Origin of the sequence: Tunturiibacter psychrotolerans, assembly GCF_051013365.1 — a bacterium.
Lineage (GTDB): Bacteria > Acidobacteriota > Terriglobia > Terriglobales > Acidobacteriaceae > Edaphobacter > Edaphobacter psychrotolerans_A.
The window spans coordinates 996,514-1,021,394 of the sequence record NZ_CP132941.1; the positions used below are offsets into that span (position 1 = coordinate 996,514).

24 protein-coding genes are annotated in these 24,881 nt (G+C 57.6%); 8 read left to right on the forward strand and 16 right to left on the reverse strand.

The features are described 5' to 3' along the window. Positions 1-191 precede the first annotated feature (191 nt). The 3 genes from RBB76_RS03985 to RBB76_RS03995 all read left to right on the forward strand — a co-directional run bounded on the left by RBB76_RS03985 (position 192) and on the right by RBB76_RS03995 (position 2,363). Positions 192-863 carry a ribonuclease T2 family protein gene (locus RBB76_RS03985; RefSeq protein WP_429628694.1) on the forward strand — a complete coding sequence of 224 codons (672 nt, stop codon included), beginning with the start codon at positions 192-194 and terminating at the stop codon, positions 861-863. Between the two features lie 457 nt (positions 864-1,320). Continuing rightward, the gene (locus tag RBB76_RS03990) at positions 1,321-1,623 is read left to right on the forward strand and encodes a CPBP family intramembrane glutamic endopeptidase (protein ID WP_429628693.1); all 303 of its coding nucleotides are present in this window, start codon (positions 1,321-1,323) and stop codon (positions 1,621-1,623) included. 194 nt (positions 1,624-1,817) lie between these two features. Next, positions 1,818-2,363, forward strand: a complete 546-nt coding sequence (locus tag RBB76_RS03995; RefSeq protein ID WP_429628692.1) for a glutathione peroxidase — start codon at positions 1,818-1,820, stop codon at positions 2,361-2,363. A 385-nt stretch (positions 2,364-2,748) separates the two neighbouring features. Here the strand turns inward: RBB76_RS03995 and RBB76_RS04000 are convergent, their stop codons facing one another. From RBB76_RS04000 to RBB76_RS04045, 10 genes are all read right to left on the reverse strand, one after another. Beyond that, positions 2,749-3,681: a uracil-DNA glycosylase gene (locus tag RBB76_RS04000; RefSeq protein WP_429628691.1), complete on the reverse strand. Its 933-nt coding sequence runs from the start codon at positions 3,679-3,681 to the stop codon at positions 2,749-2,751. Positions 3,682-3,699: 18 nt separating this feature from the next. Then, positions 3,700-3,912, reverse strand: coding sequence for a DNA-directed RNA polymerase subunit omega (gene rpoZ / locus RBB76_RS04005; protein WP_183980981.1), 213 nt, complete (start codon positions 3,910-3,912; stop codon positions 3,700-3,702). A gap of 76 nt (positions 3,913-3,988) precedes the next feature. Beyond that, complete coding sequence (gmk, locus tag RBB76_RS04010) at positions 3,989-4,648, reverse strand: guanylate kinase (protein ID WP_429628690.1); 660 nt, start codon at positions 4,646-4,648, stop codon at positions 3,989-3,991. A 57-nt stretch (positions 4,649-4,705) separates the two neighbouring features. Beyond that, positions 4,706-5,611 carry a YicC/YloC family endoribonuclease gene (locus tag RBB76_RS04015; protein ID WP_429628689.1) on the reverse strand — a complete coding sequence of 302 codons (906 nt, stop codon included), beginning with the start codon at positions 5,609-5,611 and terminating at the stop codon, positions 4,706-4,708. Continuing rightward, positions 5,608-7,482 (reverse strand): ABC transporter ATP-binding protein, encoded by a 1,875-nt coding sequence (locus RBB76_RS04020; RefSeq protein WP_429628688.1) that lies wholly within the window; start codon positions 7,480-7,482, stop codon positions 5,608-5,610. The genes RBB76_RS04015 and RBB76_RS04020 overlap by 4 nt, the downstream gene beginning before the upstream one ends. Before the next feature lie 76 nt (positions 7,483-7,558). After that, complete coding sequence (gene rapZ / locus RBB76_RS04025; RefSeq protein WP_429628687.1) at positions 7,559-8,500, reverse strand: RNase adapter RapZ; 942 nt, start codon at positions 8,498-8,500, stop codon at positions 7,559-7,561. Between the two features lie 22 nt (positions 8,501-8,522). Then, entirely contained in the window at positions 8,523-9,146 is a 624-nt protein-coding gene (hpf, locus tag RBB76_RS04030) for a ribosome hibernation-promoting factor, HPF/YfiA family (RefSeq protein WP_429628686.1), read from the reverse strand. 45 nt (positions 9,147-9,191) lie between these two features. Continuing rightward, a complete protein-coding gene (rpoN, locus tag RBB76_RS04035) occupies positions 9,192-10,928 on the reverse strand; it encodes an RNA polymerase factor sigma-54 (RefSeq protein WP_429628685.1) in 1,737 nt (578 codons plus the stop codon). 224 nt (positions 10,929-11,152) lie between these two features. After that, entirely contained in the window at positions 11,153-11,881 is a 729-nt protein-coding gene (gene lptB, locus RBB76_RS04040; protein WP_183980974.1) for an LPS export ABC transporter ATP-binding protein, read from the reverse strand. Then, on the reverse strand, positions 11,881-14,379 hold the full coding sequence (locus tag RBB76_RS04045; RefSeq protein ID WP_429628684.1) for an LptA/OstA family protein: 2,499 nt from the start codon (positions 14,377-14,379) through the stop codon (positions 11,881-11,883). The genes lptB and RBB76_RS04045 overlap by 1 nt, the downstream gene beginning before the upstream one ends. Positions 14,380-14,524: 145 nt before the next feature. On the opposite strand from RBB76_RS04045, the gene RBB76_RS04050 reads away from it, so the two are divergent. After that, positions 14,525-15,235 (forward strand): hypothetical protein, encoded by a 711-nt coding sequence (locus RBB76_RS04050; protein ID WP_429628683.1) that lies wholly within the window; start codon positions 14,525-14,527, stop codon positions 15,233-15,235. Here the strand turns inward: RBB76_RS04050 and opgC are convergent. Continuing rightward, positions 15,228-16,388, reverse strand: coding sequence for an OpgC domain-containing protein (gene opgC, locus RBB76_RS04055; protein WP_429628682.1), 1,161 nt, complete (start codon positions 16,386-16,388; stop codon positions 15,228-15,230). The genes RBB76_RS04050 and opgC overlap by 8 nt on opposite strands. A 322-nt stretch (positions 16,389-16,710) precedes the next feature. On the opposite strand from opgC, the gene RBB76_RS04060 reads away from it, so the two are divergent. From RBB76_RS04060 to RBB76_RS04070, 3 genes are all read left to right on the forward strand, one after another. After that, entirely contained in the window at positions 16,711-16,935 is a 225-nt protein-coding gene (locus RBB76_RS04060) for a hypothetical protein (protein ID WP_183980970.1), read from the forward strand. An 86-nt stretch (positions 16,936-17,021) separates the two neighbouring features. Continuing rightward, positions 17,022-17,684, forward strand: a complete 663-nt coding sequence (locus RBB76_RS04065; RefSeq protein ID WP_429628681.1) for a GNAT family N-acetyltransferase — start codon at positions 17,022-17,024, stop codon at positions 17,682-17,684. A 223-nt stretch (positions 17,685-17,907) separates the two neighbouring features. Continuing rightward, entirely contained in the window at positions 17,908-18,084 is a 177-nt protein-coding gene (locus tag RBB76_RS04070) for a hypothetical protein (protein ID WP_429628680.1), read from the forward strand. Here the strand turns inward: RBB76_RS04070 and glyS are convergent. The 4 genes from glyS to RBB76_RS04090 form a co-directional block, all read right to left on the reverse strand. Next, on the reverse strand, positions 18,081-20,192 hold the full coding sequence (glyS, locus tag RBB76_RS04075; RefSeq protein WP_429628679.1) for a glycine--tRNA ligase subunit beta: 2,112 nt from the start codon (positions 20,190-20,192) through the stop codon (positions 18,081-18,083). The genes RBB76_RS04070 and glyS overlap by 4 nt on opposite strands. A gap of 2 nt (positions 20,193-20,194) precedes the next feature. Beyond that, complete coding sequence (locus tag RBB76_RS04080; protein WP_429628678.1) at positions 20,195-21,184, reverse strand: glycine--tRNA ligase subunit alpha; 990 nt, start codon at positions 21,182-21,184, stop codon at positions 20,195-20,197. Positions 21,185-21,323: 139 nt separating this feature from the next. Further along, positions 21,324-22,373, reverse strand: coding sequence for a hypothetical protein (locus RBB76_RS04085; RefSeq protein ID WP_429628677.1), 1,050 nt, complete (start codon positions 22,371-22,373; stop codon positions 21,324-21,326). Between the two features lie 35 nt (positions 22,374-22,408). After that, positions 22,409-22,873: a winged helix-turn-helix transcriptional regulator gene (locus RBB76_RS04090; RefSeq protein ID WP_429628676.1), complete on the reverse strand. Its 465-nt coding sequence runs from the start codon at positions 22,871-22,873 to the stop codon at positions 22,409-22,411. A gap of 100 nt (positions 22,874-22,973) precedes the next feature. On the opposite strand from RBB76_RS04090, the gene RBB76_RS04095 reads away from it, so the two are divergent. Beyond that, on the forward strand, positions 22,974-23,750 hold the full coding sequence (locus tag RBB76_RS04095) for an SDR family oxidoreductase (RefSeq protein ID WP_429628675.1): 777 nt from the start codon (positions 22,974-22,976) through the stop codon (positions 23,748-23,750). 375 nt (positions 23,751-24,125) lie between these two features. Here the strand turns inward: RBB76_RS04095 and recO are convergent, their stop codons facing one another. Beyond that, complete coding sequence (gene recO, locus RBB76_RS04100) at positions 24,126-24,863, reverse strand: DNA repair protein RecO (RefSeq protein WP_429628674.1); 738 nt, start codon at positions 24,861-24,863, stop codon at positions 24,126-24,128. Positions 24,864-24,881: the final 18 nt, after the last annotated feature.

A 24,881-nucleotide genomic window follows, 5' to 3' on the forward strand; every position in this document is an offset into this window, starting at 1 on the left:
ACGCCATTCTATATGCAGAATACGCCACCATTTTTAGATTCAAAAATATTCAGTTAACCATGGTCGAAATGGGTCAATGATTCGGAAAGATGCACCATCACAGGCTTCTTGTAATGCCCTTCCAGTGACGAAACAAGTACGACCATCCTTCTCTGGCGTCATCCCTCCACAAACGCTATCCTTCTCCCACTATGAAGAAGAAAGCCGCACCCTCGCTTCTGATCCTTCTTCTCCTCGCCGCCTGCAACCCGCCTCCGCGGCCCACGCCGGAGCCAACCCCTCGCCCCACTGCGGCAGCTGCGCAGACGATCGAACCCGCAACCACCCAGCCCTTCGACTACTACCTCCTCAACCTCTCCTGGTCTCCCGAGTTCTGCCACTCGCACCCCAACGCAACCGAGTGCGTCCAGCGCCCCGCCTTCGTCCTCCACGGCCTCTGGCCCCAGAACACCAACGGTGGCTATCCGCAGAACTGCTCCACCGATCCCGGCCCACGCGATCCCTCAGCCTTCACCGACATCTACCCCGACCCCGGTCTCCTCCGTCACGAGTGGCGCACCCACGGCACCTGCTCCGGCCTCTCCCCCGACGCATTCTTCACTCTCGCCCGCACCGCCTACAAATCTGTCACCATCCCGCCGACGCTCGCCCAGCTCGACCACCCGATCTCACTCACCCCCAACCAGCTCATCGACCTCTTCCAGACAGCGAACCCCTCCATCCCCGCCGCGAGCCTCGCCATCAGCTGCGGCAACAACTACCTCACCGCCGTCGAGGTCTGCCTCGACAAGCGCGCCCAACCCACCCCCTGCGGCCCCATCCGCTCCTGCCGCGCCAACTCCATCCGCATCACCCCACCCTAAATCTGACTCGCGCCGACAACGCACTACTTCGCTACAGGCCAACTTGCTGAAAACTCCATTTCTCGGGAACGAGGCGAGACAGTATGATCACCGAGTGCTCGATGATTCACCGAAACCGTGGACACTGACTTCTTCACTGTTGGTCGGCGTAGCCGGTCTTATTGGTTTGGTAGCGACGCTGGCAGCCTTTCTAAGTCGAACGTGGAGCGTTTGTGATAATCGCGGCCTTACGCCAGCCGAGTTGTCATCCCTGAACGTCATAGCCTCATGCGCCGTGGCAGCTAGTGTCGGATGGGCTTGTATAGCTTTTGTTCGACGGGGAGCGCATGTAGGGTTTTGGGAAAGCATTGAATGGCGCCCTTTCAACCGCGGCATCGCAGCAGCGGGCCTGATTGGTATCTGCTGTTGCTTTCTCACGAGATTTATTCTGACACAGCGAATCGATCTCTCGCTGCACGTGACTGCGGTAAACCGGCTCCTCCTTCTAGTGCTTCTCGGAACCGTCATTCTCCAGCCTCTGATGGAGGAGATTTACTTCCGCGGCATTCTGTTTTGTGGCCTCAACAGCAAGCTAAACCCATCTCTCAGCGCTGGAGTCGTCACTATCGCCTTTGTTGTCCTGCACCCTCAGCATCAACTGATTGTCTTAACAGTGGCCCTGGCGCTTGGAGTCGTTCGTGTTGTGAGTCGTTCGACTTGCTGTTGCTTTGCTCTGCATTTGTTCTACAACCTGGGCGTAGTGCTTTGGGGTGTTAGGTAAGCCTTGTGGCCGTTCCCCGGAAGTCTGGTTATCGGCAAGTTCGTCACGAAATCCCAAATCTCCGTTTTTCGTCCTGCTGGCCGTCTGGCATTATCGACGCCCATGACACTTGGCACGAACATCGGCGACGGCGCTGACAATTAAAATCAGCCGCACGGTTACACTGGGCACATAACGATTTTCTGGAGTCGCCCGTGCAAAAGATCTACCTGATGCTGATGTTCTTAGTGTTCAGCGGCGTGGCCGTGGCCGGTGCCGGCGCGCCCGTTTACGATTTCAAACTGAGCACCATCGATGGTGACCCCACCACTCTAGGTGCCTACAAGGGCAAGGTGCTGCTGGTGGTGAACGTCGCCAGCGCCTGCGGCTTCACGCCCCAGTACACCGCGCTCGAGGCCGTCTACGAGAAGTACAAGGACAAAGGCCTGGTAATCGTCGGCGTGCCGGCGAACAACTTCGGCAACCAGGAGTCCGGCACCAACGCTCAGATCCGAGAGTTCTGCAACGCCAAGTTCCACGTGAAGTTTCCGATGATGGCGAAGGTCTCGGTAAAGGGCGACGATAAGACGCCGCTCTACCAGTACCTCACTGCGGCGCCCAACGTTAGCGGCGAGATTAAGTGGAACTTCACCAAGTTCCTCATCGCCCGCAACGGCCAGCCGATCGCCCGCTTTGAGCCGGACGTGACGCCGGATTCGCCACAGGTGATCTCGGCGATCGAGTCTGCGCTGAAGCCATAGTCGGCGCGGTGCTTGAAAGCCCGCTCGTAAGAGCGGGCTTTCTTTTGAAGAATGGGCACCTGTCTCAGTCGGTATTCACAGCAAATGGCGCGGTCGGCCCTTCCAATCAAGACGAAAACATCTGTCAAGCCCCTTGAGCCCATAAACTAAGCCGAATCATAAACATAGGCTTGGCGTATTAGTTATCTTGCATTCTGTAAACTGGATAGAGATAGGAAAGCCCGAGCTTTTGCTCGGGCTTTTCGTCATTCAGCACCTAAACCCTTTGATTGGACGAATTTAGCCGCAACCCTTTTATTTAGACGAATTTAGGGAGGCAGGTAGCGCTTATATCATTCAAAATAAGTAACTTACACGCAGGCAACCGGGGGGTACCCCCGGACCGTCAACCTCGACTAGCGCCCTTCAACCCCATCTCCGCCATCACCCTCTGCAGATCCTTCCACGCCTCACCCTTCATCCCGGGATCACGCAGCAAAAACGCCGGATGGTACGTCACCGCAAGCTTCGCTCCCCTGCAGCTATGCCATTTGCCCCGCAGGGCGCTCAGGGACTGCTTCACACCCAGCAGGTACGTCGCAGGCGTAGACCCCAGCGCCACGATCACCTGGGGCTGCACCACGTCGATCTGCTGCAACAGAAACTGATCGCACGTATTCGCCTCGACCGGCTCCGGAACCCGGTTTGCCGGCGGCCTGCACTTTACGATGTTCGCGATGTAAACCTGCTCACGCTTCAGGCCCATCGCCTGAATCATGTTGTTGAGCAGTTGCCCAGCCTTGCCGACGAACGGGATTCCCGAGGTATCTTCATCCGCGCCCGGCCCCTCGCCGACAAACATCAACCGCGCGTTGGCATCGCCATCGCCGAATACAATCGTTCGCCTGCCCGCATATGCCAGCGGGCACCGCGTACAGTCGCCAATCTCAGCACGAATCGCAGCCAACGCCTCTGCCTTATGCGCCGCATCCACGCGGGTCGCAGGCAGGGGAATTAGATCGTCGAAACTCACAAGCTTCGCAATCGGAGGCTCCAGAAATTGAGGTCGACTTGGGACAGGAGAACTTTGGGCAGCAGCAATTGGAACAGAAGAAACTTGACGTTCAACGACTTGATGTTCGACGACCGCCGCCTTCGTGGGCAGCGATTGCGTCTCCACCATAGTTTCGGCAACAGCAGCCAGATCGACCGTCGCAACCGAATGAATAGCCGTGGCATCACCATACACCGGCTCGCCCTGACGATAGAAGTCATGGACGCCCATGTCGCGAAGATATTCCACGTAAGCCCGCAGCTGCTGCTCTGCTTCACCTGCCATGGCTCTATGGTATCGCGGTTATTGCGGAGGAAGATCGAGCACTGGCTCTACAACACGCTCCGGCAGAACAAACTTCACATGTCCCTGCTTGATCTCATCCTGTGCTACGCGGCAAGCCTTCATCGACTTGGCCACGATCAGAGGAGAGGCGCCGGACTGTAGCTGCCGCGCCCGACGCGCCGCACCTTTAACCAGGCTGTACTTATTGTGGAAAGCATTTTCAATCGTCATGCGTTTCACCCCGATGCAGAAGTTATAACTCACCGCACTGAAAAGCCATACACAATTCGTAGTGGATAAATAGCACTTATTCGTGAAAGGTACTCAATGCAGCCTTCAGGCGAGGAGAAGCAGCGTCGGTCCTGCAACTCGATGCAAGCGCCCGCACTCCGTCCCGCTCGCCGCGCTCGCACAAAACGATCGCCCGCATCTCAGAGACAGCCTGGTCGAGAACATCATTCACCAACGCATACTTGTAGTCCCACATTCGCTTCAACTCTGTCCGAGCCTCGGCCAACCTGCTCTGAATCACCTTCTCAGAGGTCACATGTTCCGCCTCGCTCCGATTTCGCAGCCGCATCTCCAGCACCACCGGACTCGGCGGAAGAACGAAGATCGACACCGCATCCGGCATCTTCTTCATCACCTGCATCGCGCCCTGCACATCGATGTCCAGCAACAGGTCCTTCCCCGCATCCTTCGCATGCGCCAGCGCAGATACTGCCGTCCCGTAGTAGTTCCCGAAGACCTCCGCCCACTCCAGAAAGTCTCCCTCCGCAATCATCCGCTCGAACTCCTGCCGAGTCGTAAAGTGATACTCCCGCCCATCCGTCTCCGACCCCCGTGGAGCCCGCGTCGTATACGAAATCGAAAAATCCAACCCCTCCACCAGCGTCCGCAGCTGACTCACCAGCGTTGACTTTCCCGAACCCGACGGCGCCGAAATGATAAAAAGTATTCCTGCCATGCGCCTCAATCACCTATTCGACTTATTTCTGCCAGTCTAACAATCGAACGACACAAACTACTCCAGATTCTGCACCTGCTCACGCGCCTTCTCGATCTCCGCCTTCATCTCGAGTCCCAGCTCCGTAATCCGCAGACTGTTTTCACCCGCCGCGCCGCTGGTCTTCGACAACATCGTATTCGCCTCACGGTTCAGCTCCTGCAGCAGAAAGTCCAGCCGCTTGCCCAGCTCTCCACCTTCTTCCAGCATCGCCACAAAGCGCTCCACATGCGTCCGCAGACGAACGATCTCCTCCTCGATGTCGCTCTTCTCCGCCAGCACCGCAGCCTCCGCAAGCAGCCGCTCCTCACCTACCGGAACGCCCTGTGTCAGCTCCATCAGCCGACTACGCAGCCGTTCGAACTGCGCCTCGCGCACTCCATTCCTCAAGGCTGCCATCTCCTCCGCAAACGCCTGCAGCCGCAGCATCGAAGCTTTCAACTCCGCAGCCAGCGAAGCACCTTCAAGCGCTCGCCCCTCGTTCAGCTTCCCAATCAACGGCCTAATCTGCGCGAGCACCGCTGCCTCAAGACCCTCAACCTCAGCCGCTCCACTGACACTCTCAGTGCTCATCACACCCGGTATCCGCAGCATCGCATTCAGGTCCGGCTCGCTCACTACTCCATGCAATCTCGCAGCCTCGCGAAAGGCCTGTATGTAGGCCTCGAGCAATCCCGGGTTCAGCTGAATCTCAACGTTAGCCCTGCGCTCCACCTGCAGCGTCACCTCGACATGTCCCCGCCGCAGGTTCTCCTTCAGCATCCTGCGCAACTGAACCTCCAGCCCATCGCAGGAACCAGGCAGCCGGAGATGAAGATCCAGAAACCGGTGATTCACACTCTTCATCGCTAACGTAAACCCGACGCTATCCTGCACCGAACCACGCAGACTGGCATACCCAGTCATCGAGTAAATATCCCTCACGCAATCCCCTCCAACCCGACCTGCAAAGCGCCCTCGCTGCTGGCAGGCGCAATGTCATCCTCGCTGAACTGCATGTTGTAAAGCCGTCGATAGGTTCCCGATTGCTGCATTAACTCATCATGCGTACCGATCTCCGTGATTCTCCCAGCTTCAATCACCGCGATCCGAGAGGCTCGACGCACTGTCGACAGCCGATGAGCAATCACGAACACGGTCCGCCCTTGCATTAGATTCGCCAACGCCGCCTGGACAAACTGTTCACTCTCCATGTCGAGCGCGGACGTTGCCTCGTCCAAAATCAAGATCGGAGCATTCTTCAAAATAGCTCGCGCAATCGCGAGCCTCTGGCGTTCTCCCCCACTCAGTCGGGTCCCTTTCTCACCGATCATCGTGCTGTACCCATCGGGCATGTTGAGAATGAACTCATGCGCCAGCGCCATCCGCGCCGCTTCTTCCACTCTGTTCATCGGCACATCCGGCTGACCATACGCAATATTGTTCCGCACCGTGTCATTGAACAACACTGTCTCCTGCGTCACCTTGCCAATCTGCTCCCGCAGCGACGCAATCGTCACGTCGCGGAGGTCGTGTCCGTCCAGCAAAATCCTTCCTTCATTCACGTCAAAGAATCGTGGGATCAGGTTCACCAGCGAAGACTTCCCTGCACCACTCGGCCCCACAAACGCAATGACCTCCCCTGGCCTCACATTCAAATTGATCCCGCGCAGAACCTGCTTCACTTCTCCATCGCTTTCATAGGCAAAGCCGACATCTTCAAATCGAATCTCTTCTTCGAAGCCCTTCAACACAAAGGCGCGCTTCTTCTCCTGTACATCATCCTGCGCGTCCATAAATTTGAAGATCTCTTCGCTCGCACCCAACGCCTGCTGAAAGCTGTTATAAAACAGAGCGAACTTACGCACGGGATCATATAGCGTAAACACGGCTATCAGAAAAGAAATAAACGACCCGATCGTCATCGAGCCGCTCTTGATGCGCTCGCGCCCAAGCAGTAGGAGTAGCGCTATTGCAACCGAACCCAGTCCATCCATCAAAGGAGAGCTAATGGCCTGTACGCTCACCGACCGCAGGTTGGCGCTGAATAATCGCCGTGCCGCGCGCCGAAAACGGTTCATCTCCCACAACTCCATCCCGAAGGCCTTCACGATTCGATTCCCCGTAATCGTCTCGTGGAGAATATTTTGTATCTCCGCCAGTTTGTCCTGGCCCTTGCGCGTAGTCTGGCGCACTCTCCTTCCTATCCGCCGCGCCGAAGAGATGACCACGGGGACGAACAGCAGCAGCACCCAGGCCAGCTTCCCGCCATAAAAAATCGCCACGCCAATCATAAAAATCAGCGTGAAGATCTGCTGCAAAAACTCACCGAGCACACTCGACATGGCCGTCTGCACGCGCTCTATATCGTTGATCAGCGTCGACAGCAAAGTGCCCGTCGTGTGCTTCTGAAAGAACCCCACCGACCGTCTCAACACTGCGTTGTATAAGTCATTCCGCAGGTCGGTAATCATTCCGAAACCTGCGTAGTTCACCATGTATGTGCCCGCGTAATCACATACCGACTTCACCAGCGCAGAGACGACCAACGCATACGCCACCACCGTCCACGCATTGTGAAACGAACTGGGCACTAAAAAGTGCAGGTTCAGAGGTCTTCCAAGAACGGGCACATGGGGAAACACCAGCACGTCATGCGTATAAGCATCCGGACTGAGTACATTGTCGAAGATCGGCTTCACCAACAAGACGCGGAATGCAGCCATCGCGCCCACCACTGCCATCAATACCACCGACGCCAAAGAGTAAAGAGCATACGGGCGAACGTACAGGAGCAACCGCCAGATGCGCTTCAAGCCGTCACTCTCCCGATCGTTGCCATCGCACTGCGCATCTTACTATTCTATTGCGCTCCAGCAATTCCGCGGCCTGCTACTTCGGCATATCGCGGTGAGCGGTATTCACCCGATACCCCTCCTGCGCCAATCGCTTCTTCATCTCTTCCGCAATAAAGACCGACCGATGCTGCCCACCAGTACATCCAAACGCCACCGTCAGGTAGCTCTTCCCCTCCTTGATGTAGTGAGGCAAGAGAAACTTCAACATCTCCGTAGTCTTATCCAGGAACTCTTTCGTCTGCGGAAATTGCAGCACGTACTTCGCCACCCTGGGATCTTTTCCCGTCAGCTTGCGAAACTCCGGGACAAAATGAGGATTCGGTAGAAAGCGCACGTCGAATACAAGATCCGCCTCCGTAGGCACACCATTCTTGAAACCGAAGCTGTTGGACGAGATCACCAAACCCCGGCCAGTCTCCTCGCGTTCGAACTGTGAGTTGATATGCGCCCGAAGATCATGCACGTTGAACTTGGTAGTATCGAGCACAATATCGGCGACGTTGCGAATCGGGTCGAGCCGCTTGCGCTCCGCTCGAATCGACTTCACCACCGTATCGCTGCGTCCCATCGGATGCGGCCGGCGTGTTTCAGAAAATCGCCTAATCAGCGCGTCCTCACTAGCTTCCAGGAACAGCACCCGTGTCGGAAGTACCTTGCGGACTTTCTTTAGAATTGCCGGAAATTCATCCAGCCGCATTCCCTCACGCACATCGACCACCAGCGCTGCACGTTTGATCTCCGCGGACTGCCGCACAAGATCCGCGAAGCGGGGCACTAACTCCAGCGGCAGATTGTCGACTGAGTAATAGCCCAGGTCCTCAAACGTCTTCAGCGCCGACAGCTTTCCCGACCCGGAAAGCCCCGTCAGAATAACTAACTCTCCCTGATGTTTCGGAAGCACGGCCGCTACGACCTTCTTCCTGCTTGCCTTCGCGGACGACCTCACAGAACTCTTTCCGACCTGCTTCCTCGCCATGCAGAAATCCTAGCACCTCGGTTCAAGGAACCTCGATCAGCTCCATCTTTCCATCACGCTTACGATAGAGCACCATCGCCTGTCCCGCGTGATCGCGAAACACAAACACCTCGCGGTCACGAAACGCAGCCTCTTTCACCGCCTCTTCCACCGACATCGGCCTCAGCGCAACGGCTTCATTCGAACGCACCACATGCGGCTCCGCAAGCGGCGAGTGCGATGGAAAGGAATGTACCAGCATCGGCACCGCCTTACGTCCCACGCTGGTCTTTGTCGCCACTTTCACCATGGCAGTCTTCCTTGCAGCCGGCGCCGCAACCTCAGCCGCCGCGGCCTTCGAATCTGTCTTCGGATGCCGCTTGATCGTCCCATACCTCTTCTTATGGCGGATCGCCTGTTGTTCGATCTTCGCGAGCGCGTCATGCAACGCGACGATCATCTCCGTATCCTCGCACCGCGCCACCATCTTCTGGTGCTTGGTCTTTACCGTCACTTCGGCGATCTGACGATATTTGTCCGTGGAAAGAATCACATGCACGCTAGCAGAATTGCCGACAATCTTCGCAATCGCCGCCAGCCCTTCCTCAGCCTGTAACTTCAATTTCTTTGTGATGGTGGTCTGTCTGCCGGTGTACTCCACGTCCATACGTTCACCTCGTCCCTGCGATCGATCCGGATCTCTCGCAGACGATCAGCGTACACGACGTTGGTGCGTACTTGGAATCTGCATATCTTCCCGGTACTTCGCGACCGTCCTGCGGGTCACCTGAATCCCCTGCCGTTGCAGCTCTGCCGCCAGCTGATCATCGGTTAGAGGTTTCCGCTCATCCTCTTCTTCAATCAGCTTCTTCACCTTGCGCTTCAGCAGAACCAGCGGCAGATCGCCGCCCTCCGGCCCATTCACTCCTTCGGAGAAGAAAAAGCGCAGCTCGAATACGCCCTGCGAAGTATGAACATACTTGTTCGCCACCGCGCGGCTGACCGTCGAAGGATGCACTCCGATCTCCTCCGCAACCTCTTTGATCATCATCGGCTTAAGCGCATTCACGCCATGCTCGAGAAACTCCTGCTGCCGTCTAACGATCACCTCACAAGTCCGCACGATCGTATTCTTCCTCTGCTCTATATTTCGAAGCAGCTGAATCGCCGACTTGTATCGTTCCTTCACATACTCCTTGACTTCTTTCTCCGTCTGCTTCTGCTGCAGCATCTTGCGATATCCCTGATTCAACCGAAGCGTCGGCATATCCTCTTCGTTCATCAATACGACATAGACATCATCGCGCTTCACAAACGCAACATCCGGTTCGATGAGCCGCGTTTCGCTTTGGTTATAGCGCTGCCCCGGCCTCGGATCGAGCGTCCGGATAAACTCAACCGCAGCATTCACCTCATCCGCCGTGCGTCCACAGCTCCTTGTCAGCTCGCGCATATCTTTCTTCTGCAGCAACGGCAGGCAGTTCGTCACAATGTGGGTCGCAATACTGAAAACGTCCTCGCGTCCGGGAGCATCAGCAGCGGCAATTGCCTCTACCGCGCCATAATCTTCTTCACTAGCCGCACCGTTTTTTGCAGCCGCAGCCTCTGCGTGAGCTTGGCGGCGTCGAAGTACCAACGATGCCTCACCCTGCTGAGCACATATCTGAATCAGCAGACACTCCCGCAAGTCTCTCGACCCCACTCCAACCGGATCAAGAAAATTCACCACTTTCCGCGCCTCGTGAACGGCAGCTAAAAGCGGTCCAACCGTCTCGTCCGACGCAGCCGCTAAATCGACCGCCCCATCCTCCACAGCGCCGTCTTCCCCACCACCAACCTCAGGAAAATCCCACACATGAGGCGGCTTACTCCTGTTTCCCCGCTCAAATGGAATAGGCTCCGACCGTTCCGGCTCCCGCATCTGCATGAGAGCCTCGACCAACTCCTCATCGCTCGCCGTCAAATAGCCATTCTCGTTCAGATTCCCTACAACGAGCTCTGCAGCCGCCCGGACCTCCGGACTCAGCGTCAACGATCCCAGCTGCCACGCCAGATGGTCACTCAAAGTACTCGGTTGCGAAAGAAAGTTCTCGAACGAAGGCTTGTCGTACTCTTCAAAATTGGAGGCTGTACGAAAACCCGGATCAAGATAATCCTGAAAGTAGCTGCCAAAATCGATCTCATCGAACGGGTCTTTTTCTACCCTTTCGCTCTCCGCCGCAACCTCTTCGGCAGATCGCTCCCGGTCTCCTTCAATTCCCGACCTCTCGTCGAGCGAAACGACCGTCTCCTCCAACTCCTCCAGCACCGGATTCTCCACCATCTCGGTGTTGATCATCTCCCTGAGCTCAAGCTTGTTCAACGCCAATACGCTGACCATCTGCACCAGTCCAGGCGTCAACACCTGTCGTTGCGAGACTTTCAAGTTCAGCTTCGGTTGCAGCAGCACTTTAACCCCTCTTCGACTCGATCACTTTAACTCTGCTCTGAATGCGCCGTTTGGCACGTCTCGTGCTCATTGTGCAATTAATTACAACAGAGCGCTATTCCCTGGGCTTTGCCATAGTCTAACGCCTATCTCGATCTGGCTGTAAGTCTAACGCTGTCAAAGGCTGAGCGCCCTGCACCGATAGCATCTCCGACTTACAACAGAAGTTGTAAAGATCGCAGCCTTCAACCCATCGAGAAGTTTTCGCCCAGATAGATCCGTCGCACCTCAGGATCCCGCCCCAGTTCCCCAGGCGTTCCCGTCTTAAAAATCTTCCCTTCCGCAATGATATAAGCGCGGTCCGTCACCGACAGCGTCTCTCGCACATTGTGGTCGGTGATTAACACCCCGATCCCGCTTTTCTTCAACCCGAAGATAATCTCCTGCAGATCCAGCACCGCAATCGGGTCGATTCCCGAAAAGGGCTCATCCAGCAAAATAAATGCCGGTTCGATCGCCAGGCACCGAGCAATCTCCACCCGCCTGCGCTCTCCCCCGCTCAGCGCATAACCCCGTGTCTTCCGCACATGCCCCAGATTCAGCTGTTCAATCAGCTTCTCGGTGCGCGTCCGACGACTCTCCCAGCTCAACTGCTGCGCCTCAAGCACCGCCAGAATATTGTCCTGCACCGTCAGCTTGCGAAATACCGAAGGCTCCTGCGGCAGATAGCTGATGCCATAGTTCCTCGCCCGCAGATACATCGGCAACCGGCTGATGTCATGGCCATCCGCCAACACTCGCCCAGCGTCCGGCCGTACCAGCCCAACGATCATGTAAAAGCTCGTCGTCTTCCCCGCACCGTTCGGGCCCAGCAGCCCCACCACCTCGCCCTGCTCGATCTGGAGGCTCACCCCCTTCACCACCTGGCGGCCGCCGTACGACTTGCCTATCTCCTCCGTCGATAATGTCTTCATTACTTGTTCTTCACCCGCGTCTCCGTGCGCACGTGCTGCCCCACGCCACTGTCTCCTTCATTAGAAACCACGACGTTCTCATCCCCAGCATGGAATCGCAAAGACGTACCCGTCACGGTCCCTCGCTGGTCGTCCACAACCTTCGGGAGCACCTTCGCTGTTCCAGTCAAAACAAACATGCCATCACTGGCCGTATACACCAACTGCTCTCCGCTCGCCCGCCTGCCGGGCTGTTGCATCTCGATATGCCCACTCGCCACAACTCGCTCCACACTGCCGCCCATAAACCCTTCCCCCGCAGCACCCCCCGCAACCGCCGTCTTCGCCGCCTGCAGATAAACCACAGCCCGCTCCCCCCGCATACTTCCGTCGGAGCCATCCACCTGCACCCCGCCCGTGAAGTCTGCCCTCCGCGCTTCATCCGAATACACCAACTCCCGGCTGACCACCCGCACCACGCTCGTCTTCCCACCAACCACCTGTTTGCCAGCCTTGGCCGCCTCTGGTTTCGCGTTAGACCCACCACTCACCAACACCGTATGCACTGCCCCGGGAGCACCAGGCCCCTCGCCATGCGCCAGCAGTCTCTTATGCTTCTGTTCAAACTCAATCACCGGAGCATCGACCTGCGAAGCCCCCTGCCACAATCGCGCAGGCTTGCCATTCACTCCGTAAAATATCGCTACCTGCGAGTCATGCTTCAGCTCTGCCCTTGCCGCCAGCACGTGCGCCGGTTCTTGCGCACTGCCCGCCTGACTAAAACTCGCCTTCACCGAACCATCCGCAGTGGCGTCCCCTGTCTTCTGCTCGCTCACGACACGATCTGCCCAAAGCACACTCGTTCCGTCGCTCACCTGCACATTTCCGGTCAACGTTGTCCGCTCCAACTCGCCGTCGTAAACCGCGCGCTCCGCCGTCACGCGTTCTTCAACCGGCGCGGCCGAGTCCCCCGGCTTCCTCACCGGCAGCTCCGTCATCACCACATGACCTTGTTCGGTTGCGCTCGAAATCTCATCCGCCCCCTGCCCCTTGCCGTCCGATCCACGCGTCGCACCCGCAATCACTGGTTTGAAGTACGCCACCAAAGAATCCCCAGAGCTCGTTTCGACCACTCCCTTCGCATCCACTCTGTGCATCGAGGTATGTCCATCTCCATGCACCTCCGCAAGATGGTCCGCATCTCCCACTCTCACAAAATGAGCCGTCAAAACATCCCCCGCCAAAGCGCTGCTCGTCGGCCCGCCACCCTTGACAGCCGGATTCACCACCTTCAAATGCGCACTTCCCGTGGCCTTCGCGTCTCGCAGCAGTGTCTTCCCCGCTTTATCCGCAGACAAGGTCACATCCATCTGTCCAGAGTTCAACTCTCGCTCCCCCCAGGTCTCTTCACTCGTCGCATCCGTTCGAACCCGTTCCTTAAAATGCACCGCGCCAGTCATCACCACATGCTCCGGATGACCCGCCTTGTCAAACGCAGTCCGTACCTCGGCCGCCTCTCCTTTACCCTGTCGCAGCGGTTCATCAGCCGTGTACTTTACCCCGCCCTGCATAACCGCCGATTGCGGCTGACTCTGCGCACTCAACGTCATCTCCCCCCGCGGAGCCTCCATCGAGCTACCCAACCCGTTCCTCAGCTTGACGTCTCCTTCAGCCTCAACTCGCTCAACCGTTCCATCCGGCCTCAGATGCACGACAACATCTCTCGCCTCCGCGGTCTCTCCCGCACCGCCCTTGCCGCCCAACGCGACATACTTCGCCTGAGTCAGCAACGCTCTCTCATGCTGCCGATCCAACTCCGCACGAGACGCCGTCAACACCACCGGCCTGTCACGCTCCAGCCCAGTCACCCTCACCGCCGAGTGGAGCACCACTACTCCCGAATCAGAGTTGTAATCCGCCCCCACGGCGTGTCCCGTCAGTCCACCTGTCTCAAACTCGATATCGTTGTCCGTCGCGGCCACACCCTGCTTTTGCGAAAACACCAGCCCGCTCGTCGTCACATGAATCAGCCGTCCATCCTTAGCCTCATGCTCCTGCTTTTGCTCAGCCTTCTGATGCAAGTCCTTTCCTGCCGCATAGTCCATCTTCGCGTTCGCATCAGCCGCCGCAGGGGCCTGCAGATCAATATGCACCTCCCCATCGGCACGAATGATTTCGTTCTTCTGGTCGTACTCAAACTCTTTTCCGTAGATTCGATCGGCCCGGTCTTCCTTCCGCCCGTACAGCACGATTCCCACGTCATGCAGCGTTACCTTGCCATCGGCGCGTTCTACCGCCTTAGCCGCATGAATCGTATAGACCGTCCGGCCCTGCACCGACTGCGAGTACGTAAAGCCATTGGTCTCTCGGCGTACGTTCACTCCCAGCTTCTTCGGCAGATTCGTCAAAAACCGGTGCGCTCGATAGTGCGCATACCCCAGAAAAGAAGCGATCACCAGCACCAGCAGGCCGGCGCCCGCCAGCAACCAGACCCGCAGCCGCTCTACCGAAACGTTCATTCACCTTCTATCTTCTCATTCCGGTCACTTCGTGCGGGAGCGCCAAGCGAAGCGGTATACGCGTCACGAAGTGACCGCCCCACGCGCAGTGGGCCCGTCCGGCAGGACAAGTCATCAAAACAACGAAAAGGTCTAAACTAGACCAATGGCCGATCAGCTCTACCTCAGTCTCTGGTTTCCCAACTTCCGCCTCGAAGCCCTCCCCGCGACGATGGTCTCGGTCATGCGTCAGTTCGCGCTCATCAGCGGAGAAAAGCGCGTAGCTGCGGCCAGCGTCTACCCCATTAGCTTCACCGAGGCACCCACCTACCAACGCATCTACGTCAACGACGACCGCGCCGAAGAAAACCAGGACACCTCCGGTTCCATCATCGAAAACGCTGTCGCCGAAGCCACCGAACAGCTCCACGACGACATGGCCTACGAGTTCGAGATGCGATGGAAACTCTGGGCCCCTGAAGTCACCTCCAACTACCCAGACATCAATCCCCAATTCGACCCCGATGCCGACGTCGATCCCGAGTACGAGTCCTCCGCCCTCGATCCGCTCTGGAAGCTCCAGCCCTCAACCGTCCGCATCCTCGGCTTCGGCCCGCAGTTCGACGACGCCAGCTTCGACCAGAACGGCCACATCCGCATCGACTTCGGCCTCGACACGCCCTGGCTCGCCGAGACTCTCGAAGACGAACAACTCGATGAAGACGCCACCAAGCACATCCAGCAAAACGTGGAGATGCTATTAGCCTTTACCCTCTCGGTTGAAAAGAACTGCGGCATCAGCAGCCGCCTCCTCTGGACAGAATCCGGCGAACCTCTCGCCCAGAAGCTCATCGACCGTCTCCAACGCGTCAACTAGCGCTCTCGGCCACCGTAGCCGCATTCTTCGCCGCTGTAGCCGCAGCTTTCGCCTCTCTGCGCAGCCTCACCTCTCGCATTGCCACCAGCATCAGTCCCGCAAACGTAAGCGACAACATCCCATAAGCCCGCGCACCATGCAACTGGGGAACATCCTCATACAACAGCGCGAGCCCCACAAAAACAAAGAACACATGCGCGCAAAACACTTGCAGTGAAGCCTTCCCCAGCGTCAAGAACGGCTCAACCGAAATCAGCTTGACCAGGTACCGCCGCATCCAATAGCCAACGATCAGAAACGCCGCCAGATTGACCACCCGCATCGGTCCGATCTGCCACTTGTCCAATCCAATTCCCAGCGACTCTTGCGTCAACACAGGCCCCAACCAGTGATGCCGCACCGCAAGAAAGAACACGCAAACCACCCCACACACAACAACTACATATCGTGGAACCCGCTTCAGCGGCATTTCGCCTTGAGCACTCTTCACTCCCAGCCATAGCCCCGCGATCCAGACCCCCTGCCACGCAAACAGATTGAAGGCGCCAGTCTCCTGCAGCGGAATCTGCAAGTGCGTGATCCGCACCACCCACGAATGCACCAGCTCCCTCAATCCGAACTGTGCTGCAATCCAGAGCATCGCGCTCCCACCCAGCACCCACCTCCAGCCATAGCGCACGCCCAGCGCCAGCGCAATCGGAGTCAGAAACATGAACAACACATACATCGGCAAAATATCGAGCAGCGGAGGACAGTAAATGAGCAACACACCTCCGATGATCGCGGTCTTCGGATGCGCCAGATAAAAATTGATCAGGTTATAGATCGCCGCCCGGTGTGTCTTCTCTGCAAACAACGCCGCCACGGTAAACGCGAACGCCAGCATCAATAGGTGATAGCCATAAATCTTCAGCGTCCGTCGCCAAAGCTTCACAATCACACCGGAGACGTCCTCCATAGCCTCCCGCAGATAGACCGTGCCCACCAGCATCGCCGACAGAAACACAAATCCCTCGGCTGAAGACACAAATCCAACCGGCTGATTCACAAAGTCACTGAAGTGCGTCGGCATATGGGTGAACGTCATCCACACCAGGAACAGTCCCCGCAGCGCATCCAGCTCCGGCCTTCTCTGCGTCTTTGGATCGCTCACAATCACAGGTCAAATCCTCGCCGGAAAAAAGCACACCTTCAGCATAGGCGGTCAGGCAGAAGCGGGCATCTTCACAAAATCCGCTTCTTTTTGATCCAGCTAAAAGCCACTCTGTCTCTCACGTTGAGACGTTCGAACAACCAATCCGCTTCGGTCGCCCGAACCTTCGAGTCCAAATTTCAAGGCCCCGGACGCACCAGGAAACGAAGAAAATAAAGACGAAGTCCTTTACGAACTTCATCGAAATCTCTTATGCCTTCTTTACGAAAGCAGTGCTGAAATATATCAAGTCGGCAAGAACGAAAGCCGACAGGAGAGTTTGATGAACACCTTCCGCACCCGCAGACCACTTCTTGTAAACGCAACTCAGTGCCTCCACCCCACCCTCATCCTCACCGACTCCGGCCAGCGCAAAGCCTATCCCGGCGACTGGATCATTGAAGGCGAAAACCACGAGCGCTACATCGTAGACAACACCTTCTTCCAGCGCACCTTCGCTCCGATTCCCTGGGAGTCCTCAAGCGAAGGCCGCCACTACGGCAGCTAAGCGACTCCTCCAGCCAGAAACCCAACCGTAACCTTCACCAACCGGCCCCGGCCCACGATTCACCAAAGAGAAAAGCGCAGTGTCCTATGGCATTGTCCCCTGTACTAGAACCTCCGAGCTCCCAATCCACCATCGCGTCAACAACAACACAAACTCCTTTCACTCCGTCGCAACGCCGCTCCGCCACCCTCCGCAGTGACCTCAAGAGCCTCTTCCTCAGAACTCGCAAAGCGCAGTTGCAGGACGCCCAGGCCATCCATCAGCTGATCGACAGCTTCTCTCACGACGGCACCCTCCTTCCCCGCTCCTACGCCGAAATCTGCGCCAACATCCGCACCTTCACCATCGTCGAAACTCACACCCATCAGTTCCTAGGCTGTGCAGCTCTCCACGTCTACGGCCCACACCTCGCCGAGATCCGCTCCATCGTCGTCCGTCCCGATATCAAAGGATGCGGAGCCGGCGGCCAGCTCGTTCACGAACTCATGCGCCAGGCCGAAGCGCGCGGCATCAAGTGCCTCTGCCTCTTCACCCGCATCCCCAACTTCTTCGAGCACTTCCACTTTCGCACCACCGAGCGTCAGGCTCTTACCGACAAGGTCCTCAAAGACTGCCTCCACTGCGCCCGTCGCAACGCCTGCGACGAAACCGCAATGGCACTCGGCGAGCTTCCCGCCCCACGAGACTTGCCACGAGCTGATTTCTTCCTGCCCCATCAAGCCACGGAGTTAGTACAACTGCAGGTCTGACCAATCACCCGGAAGTGTCATTCAAGGCACCGCCTTTTCAGGTTACCCTTGCCGTCAACAGTCTGCGCATGCATCATGACAAACAACGTAAAACCCGCGTAGAATGGCAACCTCCACTACATTCTTCGCATCTCGCATCCAGTACCTTTGTGCGAAACCGAATCTTGCAGTGCTTGTTTCAAACGTTCTGCCGGAGCAAACGAATTTCGAACAGGAAAATAAAATGAACTACATCGACTCACAACAGATCGCACCGACCTTCCAATCCAACTGCCGCGCCGAGGACGGTCAGCTCGACCGCAGTCACTGGAGCGGACTCTGCGAAGGTGTTCTCATCCCCTTGGGCTCGCTCTTCGCGGTCTTCCTTCTCATGCTCGGCGTCATGCTCATCACCACCTAGCCTGAGACGACAATCTCCGAAAAGTCCGCGATCCCGGAGAAGTCTCCCAGCACTTTCTCGAGCAATGCCAAACGGTTCGCGCGCACGGCCACATCGGGCGCCATCACCATCACCGCCTCGAAGAACGCGTCCACCTGCGGCCTTAGCGTAGCAATCTGCTCGAGCGCTGCCGTGTAGCTCTTCTTCCCCCGCAGCGCACTCACCTTCTCCGCCAACTCCGCCGACTTCTCCGCCAGCGCCTTCTCCGTAGGCTCCGTTAGCAGCCCAGCATCAACACCCGGCGCCGCAGCAAGCTCTTTCTCTCTGGCCTGCGCAAGAATATTCTTCATCCGCTTGAACGCAGCCGACACCGCCGCAAAATCCTCTGACCCACGCACCGCCGTAACCGCCTCCGCGCGCGCAACAGCATCCCGAACATCACTCGCGCCAGCCGCCAACACCGCCTTCACAATGTCATAAGCCTGCCCGCAAACCTCGCGTAGATAAAACTCCAACCGCTCAGCATAAAATCCCCGCGTCTTCGCAACAACAGCAGCGTCCTCGGTGCCGAGCGCCGCAATCTCATCCAGTGAGAGCGGTAACTCCACCGTCGTCTCCGCCAAAATCTTCACAATCCCATTCGCCGCTCTGCGCAACGCAAATGGATCCTTCGACCCGGTCGGTTCCAGTCCCAGCCCGAACATCCCCGCAATCGTATCCACCTTATCGGCTATCGCAAGCAACGCCCCTTCAACCTTCTTCGGCACTCCATCTTCCATTGACGCCGGTAGGTATTGGTCGTAGATCGCATCCCCCACCGCTGCCGAAAAGCCTTGCGCCCGCGCATATAGCCCACCCACCACGCCCTGCAACTCCGTAAACTCCTTCACCAGCTCCGCGGTAAGGTCGGCCTTTGCCAACAATGCCGCAGTGTCGAGCGACACAGCATCCACCGCAACTCCCCGCGCAGCAACCAACCCGGCAAGCCCGGACGCAATCTTTCGCACCCGCTCCGTCTTCGCAAAATAGCTGCCCAAATCCTTCTGAAAGGTCACGTTCTCGAGCAGCGCAACCCGGTCCATCAGCGACACCCGTTGATCAAACTCCCAGAAAAATCTCGCATCATTGAACCGCGCCCTCAGCACCCGCTCATTGCCATGCCGAATCACCGCGATCCCAGCCTCATCGGCCTCCGTATTCAACACCGCGAGAAAGTGCGGAGCCAACTTCCCATCTTTATCCTCAACCGCAAAGTAGTTCTGGTGATCCCGCATCACCGTCACCAAAACCTCCTTCGGCAGCGCCAGATACTCTTTCTCAAACCCACCCAGCAGCACCGAAGGCCACTCCGTCAACTGCGTCAGCTTATCGACAAGCTCATGATCCTCACGCCACCGCAGCCCCGAGCCGCCAGAATCGCCTGCCCGCGTCACCTTATCCAAAGCCTTCCGAATCCTCTGCCGCCGCGCCTCCACCTCCGCAATCACAAAGCCGCCAAGCAACGCGTCCTCATAATCACCAGGAGCCTTCAGAGAAATCTCCTGCTCGCCAAACAACACCCGGTGCCCATACGTAACTGTCCCAGCTACATATCCACCAAACTCCACCGGCACCGTCTCCGAGCCCAGCATCGCCACTATCCAACGCACCGGCCGCACAAACCTCTCCGGTCGCCCCGCCCGCCAGTACATATTCTTGGCCCAATAAATCCCTGCCAGCTCCTTCGGCATCTCTGCGGCAATCACCTCCACAGCACCACGCCCAGCCTTCACCGAGGTCGCCGCAAGATACTCTCCCTTGGCATTGGTAATCGTCTTCAACTCACCAACGTCCACACCGGCCTTCTTAGCAAAAGCCACCGCCGCTGCCGTCGCCACACCATCCTTGTAGGCCACCTTCACCGAAGGCCCCACCAACTCCTCGGCCACATCCTCCTGCCGCTCCGCGACACCCTCAACCCGCACCGCAAGCCTACGCGGTGTAGCAAAACTCTTCGTCACCGCACCCGACCGTACGAGCCGCTCGCGCTCCAGCATCTTCACCACGCGCTGCTCCAGCTCCATCTGTGCCCCGGCAATCATCCGCGCAGGAACCTCTTCCAACCCAATCTCAAACAAAAAATCCGCCATCTCTATCCCACCATCCCACTAACTTGCTGACTCGCCAACTCGCTCACTCGATCACCCTGCGCCGCATACGCCTTCGCCACTCCCACCACCAGCGCCCGAATTCGCGCCATCACACCAACGCGCTCCGTCACAGAGATTGCCCCCCGCGCATCCAGCAGATTAAACAGATGCGAGCACTTCAACGCCAACTCATACGCTCCCAGCACCGGAAAACGCTTCAACTTCAGCTCATCCATCTCGCCAAAATCCTTTACCTGCGACAGCAGCGCCAAGCACTCCGCCTCATACAAATTCAAATGCTCCCAAAGCTTCCCCACATCGGCATAGTCAAAGCTGTAAGCCGAAAACTGCTCCTCCTCGGCCAACCGCATCTCGCCATAGGTCACCTTGCGCCCTGTATCCGGCTCCACGGCCCACACAATGTCGTAGATAGAATCCACGTCCTGCAAAAAGCCCGCGATCCTCTCCAACCCATACGTTATCTCTCCGCAGATCGGGTCCAGATCCATTCCGCCGCACTGCTGAAAGTAAGTGAACTGTGTAATCTCCAACCCATCCAGCATCACCTGCCAGCCCACGCCCCACGCGCCGCCCACTGGCCACTCCCAGTTATCTTCTTCAAACTTAATATCGTGTTCCTTCAGGTCAATCCCAATCGCCACCAGCGATTCGAGGTACATCTCCTGAATCCGCACCGGTGGCGGCTTCAGAATCACCTGCAGCTGCGTATGCCGAAACAGTCGATTTGGATTCTCCCCATACCGCCCATCCGCCGGCCTTCGCGACGGCTGCGCATACGCAATCCGCACCGGCTTCGGCCCCAGCACTCGCAGAAACGTATCGGGAGACATCGTCCCCGCGCCAACCTCCACATCGTAAGGTTGCTGCAGCACGCAACCCCGATCCGCCCAAAACCTCTGCAGAATAAACAAAAGCTCCTGAAACGTCAGCGCGCGCTTCTTCCCAGCAACCTCAGAAACCGATCCAGTCATATCTCTCTCTTCAATATCCGCAATCTTTCGATTCTAACCGCTCAACGGAGGCGCGGCCCAAAGCAACGCCTTCGTCTCCGGTGACGCACCACCTCAGTGGCCCTCTTCACTGAGGTGGCTCGAGTATGTACCCTCTACCCTACTTCGGCGCCTGGTTCCGATCTGAAGGAAGAACAGTCGTAGGGTCAGCCAGCACCTTCGCATCCGGGAGAGGCACAGAGATTCCCGTCGAGCGAATAAATGCCTTACTTTTATCAATGGTCACCACGAACTGGTGCTGCCCCTTCGTCGAGTTGCGTGGCCGGGGAAACTCGACGATGTAGCGCCCCCGAACCATTGCCACAAAGCCTTGTAGCCTCTTCGCCACATCGGCTCTGTTCGCCGAAAACACGAGGCCCCCACTCAGCTCACAGATGGAACGATAAGGATCTTCCATGACGTTGCCCATAGCTGGAGAGTCATCCGAAAGCCAGGGCACATATCTCATACCAAAGACCGCAACCGCACTATTCTGCGCGAATGCCCTTACTTCATTCCATTTATGAGTGCTTCCCCTATCCTGCCCATCACTCACCGCAAGAATCACTCGCCGCCCAGGCTGTCCCGACAATTGATTGGTCACGAAGGCCAGCGCATCCCACAGGTGCACCTGCGACTCGCACTTCGAACCGGGTTTCACATGTCGTCGGTCACTCGCCGACTGCACCGCCTCATGAACCGACTTCTTCAAGTGCTCCTCATCTGCTGGCACGTCACTCGCATACTGCGTAAACTCGCAATCCAGCCCGTAGATGGAAACATGATCCTTGGCCCGCAGAGACAGCGGCGCTAGCTCAACAATCGCGCTCTCAAGCTTCGTGGATAACTCCAGCTCCGGCCCGCTCATATCCAGCAGAATCGCAAGCGAAATCGGATCATCGCCCTCCAGACGAACATGCGAGGCGCGAAGCGGCGATCCACCATCGAAGCTCACCCTGAATCTGTCCGGCGCGATCGGCGCAATCTTCCTTTGATCCTCTCCGAGTACCAGCACAGGAATCTGGATCGTGTTCGTATAAACATGCAATGTTAAGACATCCGCATCCTGAGCACTTGCCGCAACGCTCCCCGCCATCCATAAGCACAAGGCCCAGACACAAAACCCCGTCACTGCTCCCCGCCCAAACGCGAACCAGCTCTCCTTCGCCATCTCAGAAGTATGCCAGAGCGTAGCCGGAACATCCGCTAGAAAGAATCCCGTCGTTCGACTTCATTTTTCTCAAACGCAATCCGCGCCCGCTCAATCTCCTGACCATGCGTCTCCGCCCAAATCCACACTCCGCAAAATGCCTCCCCCAGGCTCGACCCAAGCTCCGTCAACTGATACTCCACCCGCGGCGGAATCACCGGATGCACGGTCCGCGTCACCAGCCCATCCCTCTCCATCTGCCTCACCGTTTTGGTCAGCATCTTCTGGCTCACACCGCCCACCAACTCCCCCAGTCGCGTAAACCGAACCACCCCATGCTCCTCCAGAACCTCCAGCACCAACATCGTCCACTTGTCGGCCACGCGCGCAATGATCTCTCGCACCAGAGCCTCGACCTTCGGATCGTTCTCCGCCGGATACGAAGGCCTTCGTTTCGCGGCGATCTCCTTCGCCGCACTCTTCTTACTCTTACTCTGAGCCTCAACCATCGTTTTTGCCATAAATTTGGCCACTCTCTTTTGAGTAAGTATAGATATTTCAGGTGCCTACTTCCCAATAGATACAAACCATCCTACTATCAATTCAGGAGAAACCACCACCATGAACACCACCGGCAACACCATCCTCATCACCGGCGGCGGCTCCGGAATCGGCCGCGGACTCGCAGAGGCCTTGCACAAACTCGGCAACCACGTCATCATCGCCGGCCGCCGCAAACAGGTCCTCGACGAAACCGTCGCCGCCAACCCCGGCATGTCCTCCGCAGTACTCGACATCGAAAACGCCGCCAACATCCGCGCGTTCGCCGCAAAGCTCGTCACCGACTTTCCCGACCTCAACGCAGTCATCCACAACGCCGGCATCATGCGTCCCGAGAACCTCCTCGCCCAACCCGAAGAACTCACCGACGCCGAGGCCATCATAACCACCAATCTCCTCGGCCCCATCCGCCTCACCGCGGCTCTACTCCCTCATCTCCAAAAGCAGCCCCACGCCGCCATCCTCACCGTTACATCAGGCCTGGCCTTCATTCCCCTGGCGATGACCCCAACTTACAACGCCACCAAGGCCGCCATCCACTCCTACACGCAATCTCTCCGCTATCAGCTCAAGTCCACTAACATACAGGTCATCGAAATCATCCCCCCGTACGTTCAGACCGAACTCATGGGCAGCCAGCAAGCATCAGACCCCCGCGCGATGCCACTCGCCGACTACCTAAACGAAACCATCAACATCCTCAAAACCCAACCCGACGTCGCCGAAGTCCTCGTCGAACGCGTCAAGCCCCTCCGCTTCTCCGAGCAAAACGGCCCGGAAAAATACGCCGCATTCTTCAACCAGTTCAACGACGCCATGGCCGCAGGTACGCACTAGCTCACAAAAGGCCGTCCATCTGCCAATGTTCCATTCTGGAATGGACGGCCAACTTCACAAATCGCACGGACCACCCAACCAACACGGCAAGTTCACTGCGGAGGAGGCTCGTTTCGAAATGAGGCTCAAGACCAGCGGCCTGTCGCAGCTTGTCATAACCAGGACTTGTCATAACCAGGACTTGTCATAACCAGGACTTGTCATAACCAGGATAGGTAAACCGTCGGATGATCTGGCCGGAGCCACGTCTAGCTCCGCCCAACACGTTCCAAACGGCCATCAAAACGTTGACCAAACCACACACAGTCGGGTGCCCCATATCTCGATTTTGAGATGTGGGCATTCGCGCGCGCGAACCGTTCTCCTCCACCTTCCCTAAGCGCGCCCCAACGCCCGCGCACTCACCAACCGCCGCTCCAGATGCCTCTCCAACGTCTCCACCGCAAATCTCCGCAGATCCGCCGCCCGCCCCTTCGGCCAATCCTCCTTCGCCAACTCCCCCACCGTCCCGCGAAAGATCCTCACCGCCTCTCCCACGGAATCCGCCGACAGCGCAACACTCCCGCCCCGCCGGTCATCCGCACAAGTCACCCCATCGCTCGTAGCCGAATACCAAACCGTCCCACCCCGCAAATCCAGCCCACACACGACGCAGTGCCCCAACTCCGGCATCCACCCCATCAAACGGCTCATCCACAGCGAAAAATACATCACCGGCAACCACACCCTACCCACCTGTATCTGGTCGAGCACCGCCAGCACCAGCCGAAACACCGCATCTTCCGGAGCCTGTTCCGGCAGCGCCTCCTCCACCACTTCCGCGACAAACTGCAGTGCCGCCGTCCGCGCATAATCGATCGGCCGCGAAAGCGGAGAACTCAAAATCTCAAACGCATCCAGCCGCATCAACTCCTGCTTTGGCCTCTCCGCATACGTCGCTCGCACATAGGTCATCGGCTCCAGCGCCCCGCCAAACCGCCGCCGCGACCGCATCGCATGCCGAGCCACGCCCTTCACCCTGCCCTGCTCTCGCGTAAACAGGCTCACCAGCAGGTCCGCCTCCTGGAACGGCCACACCCGTAACACGATCGCCTCTCCCTGCCGCTCAATCATCCCTACCAGACTATTCCA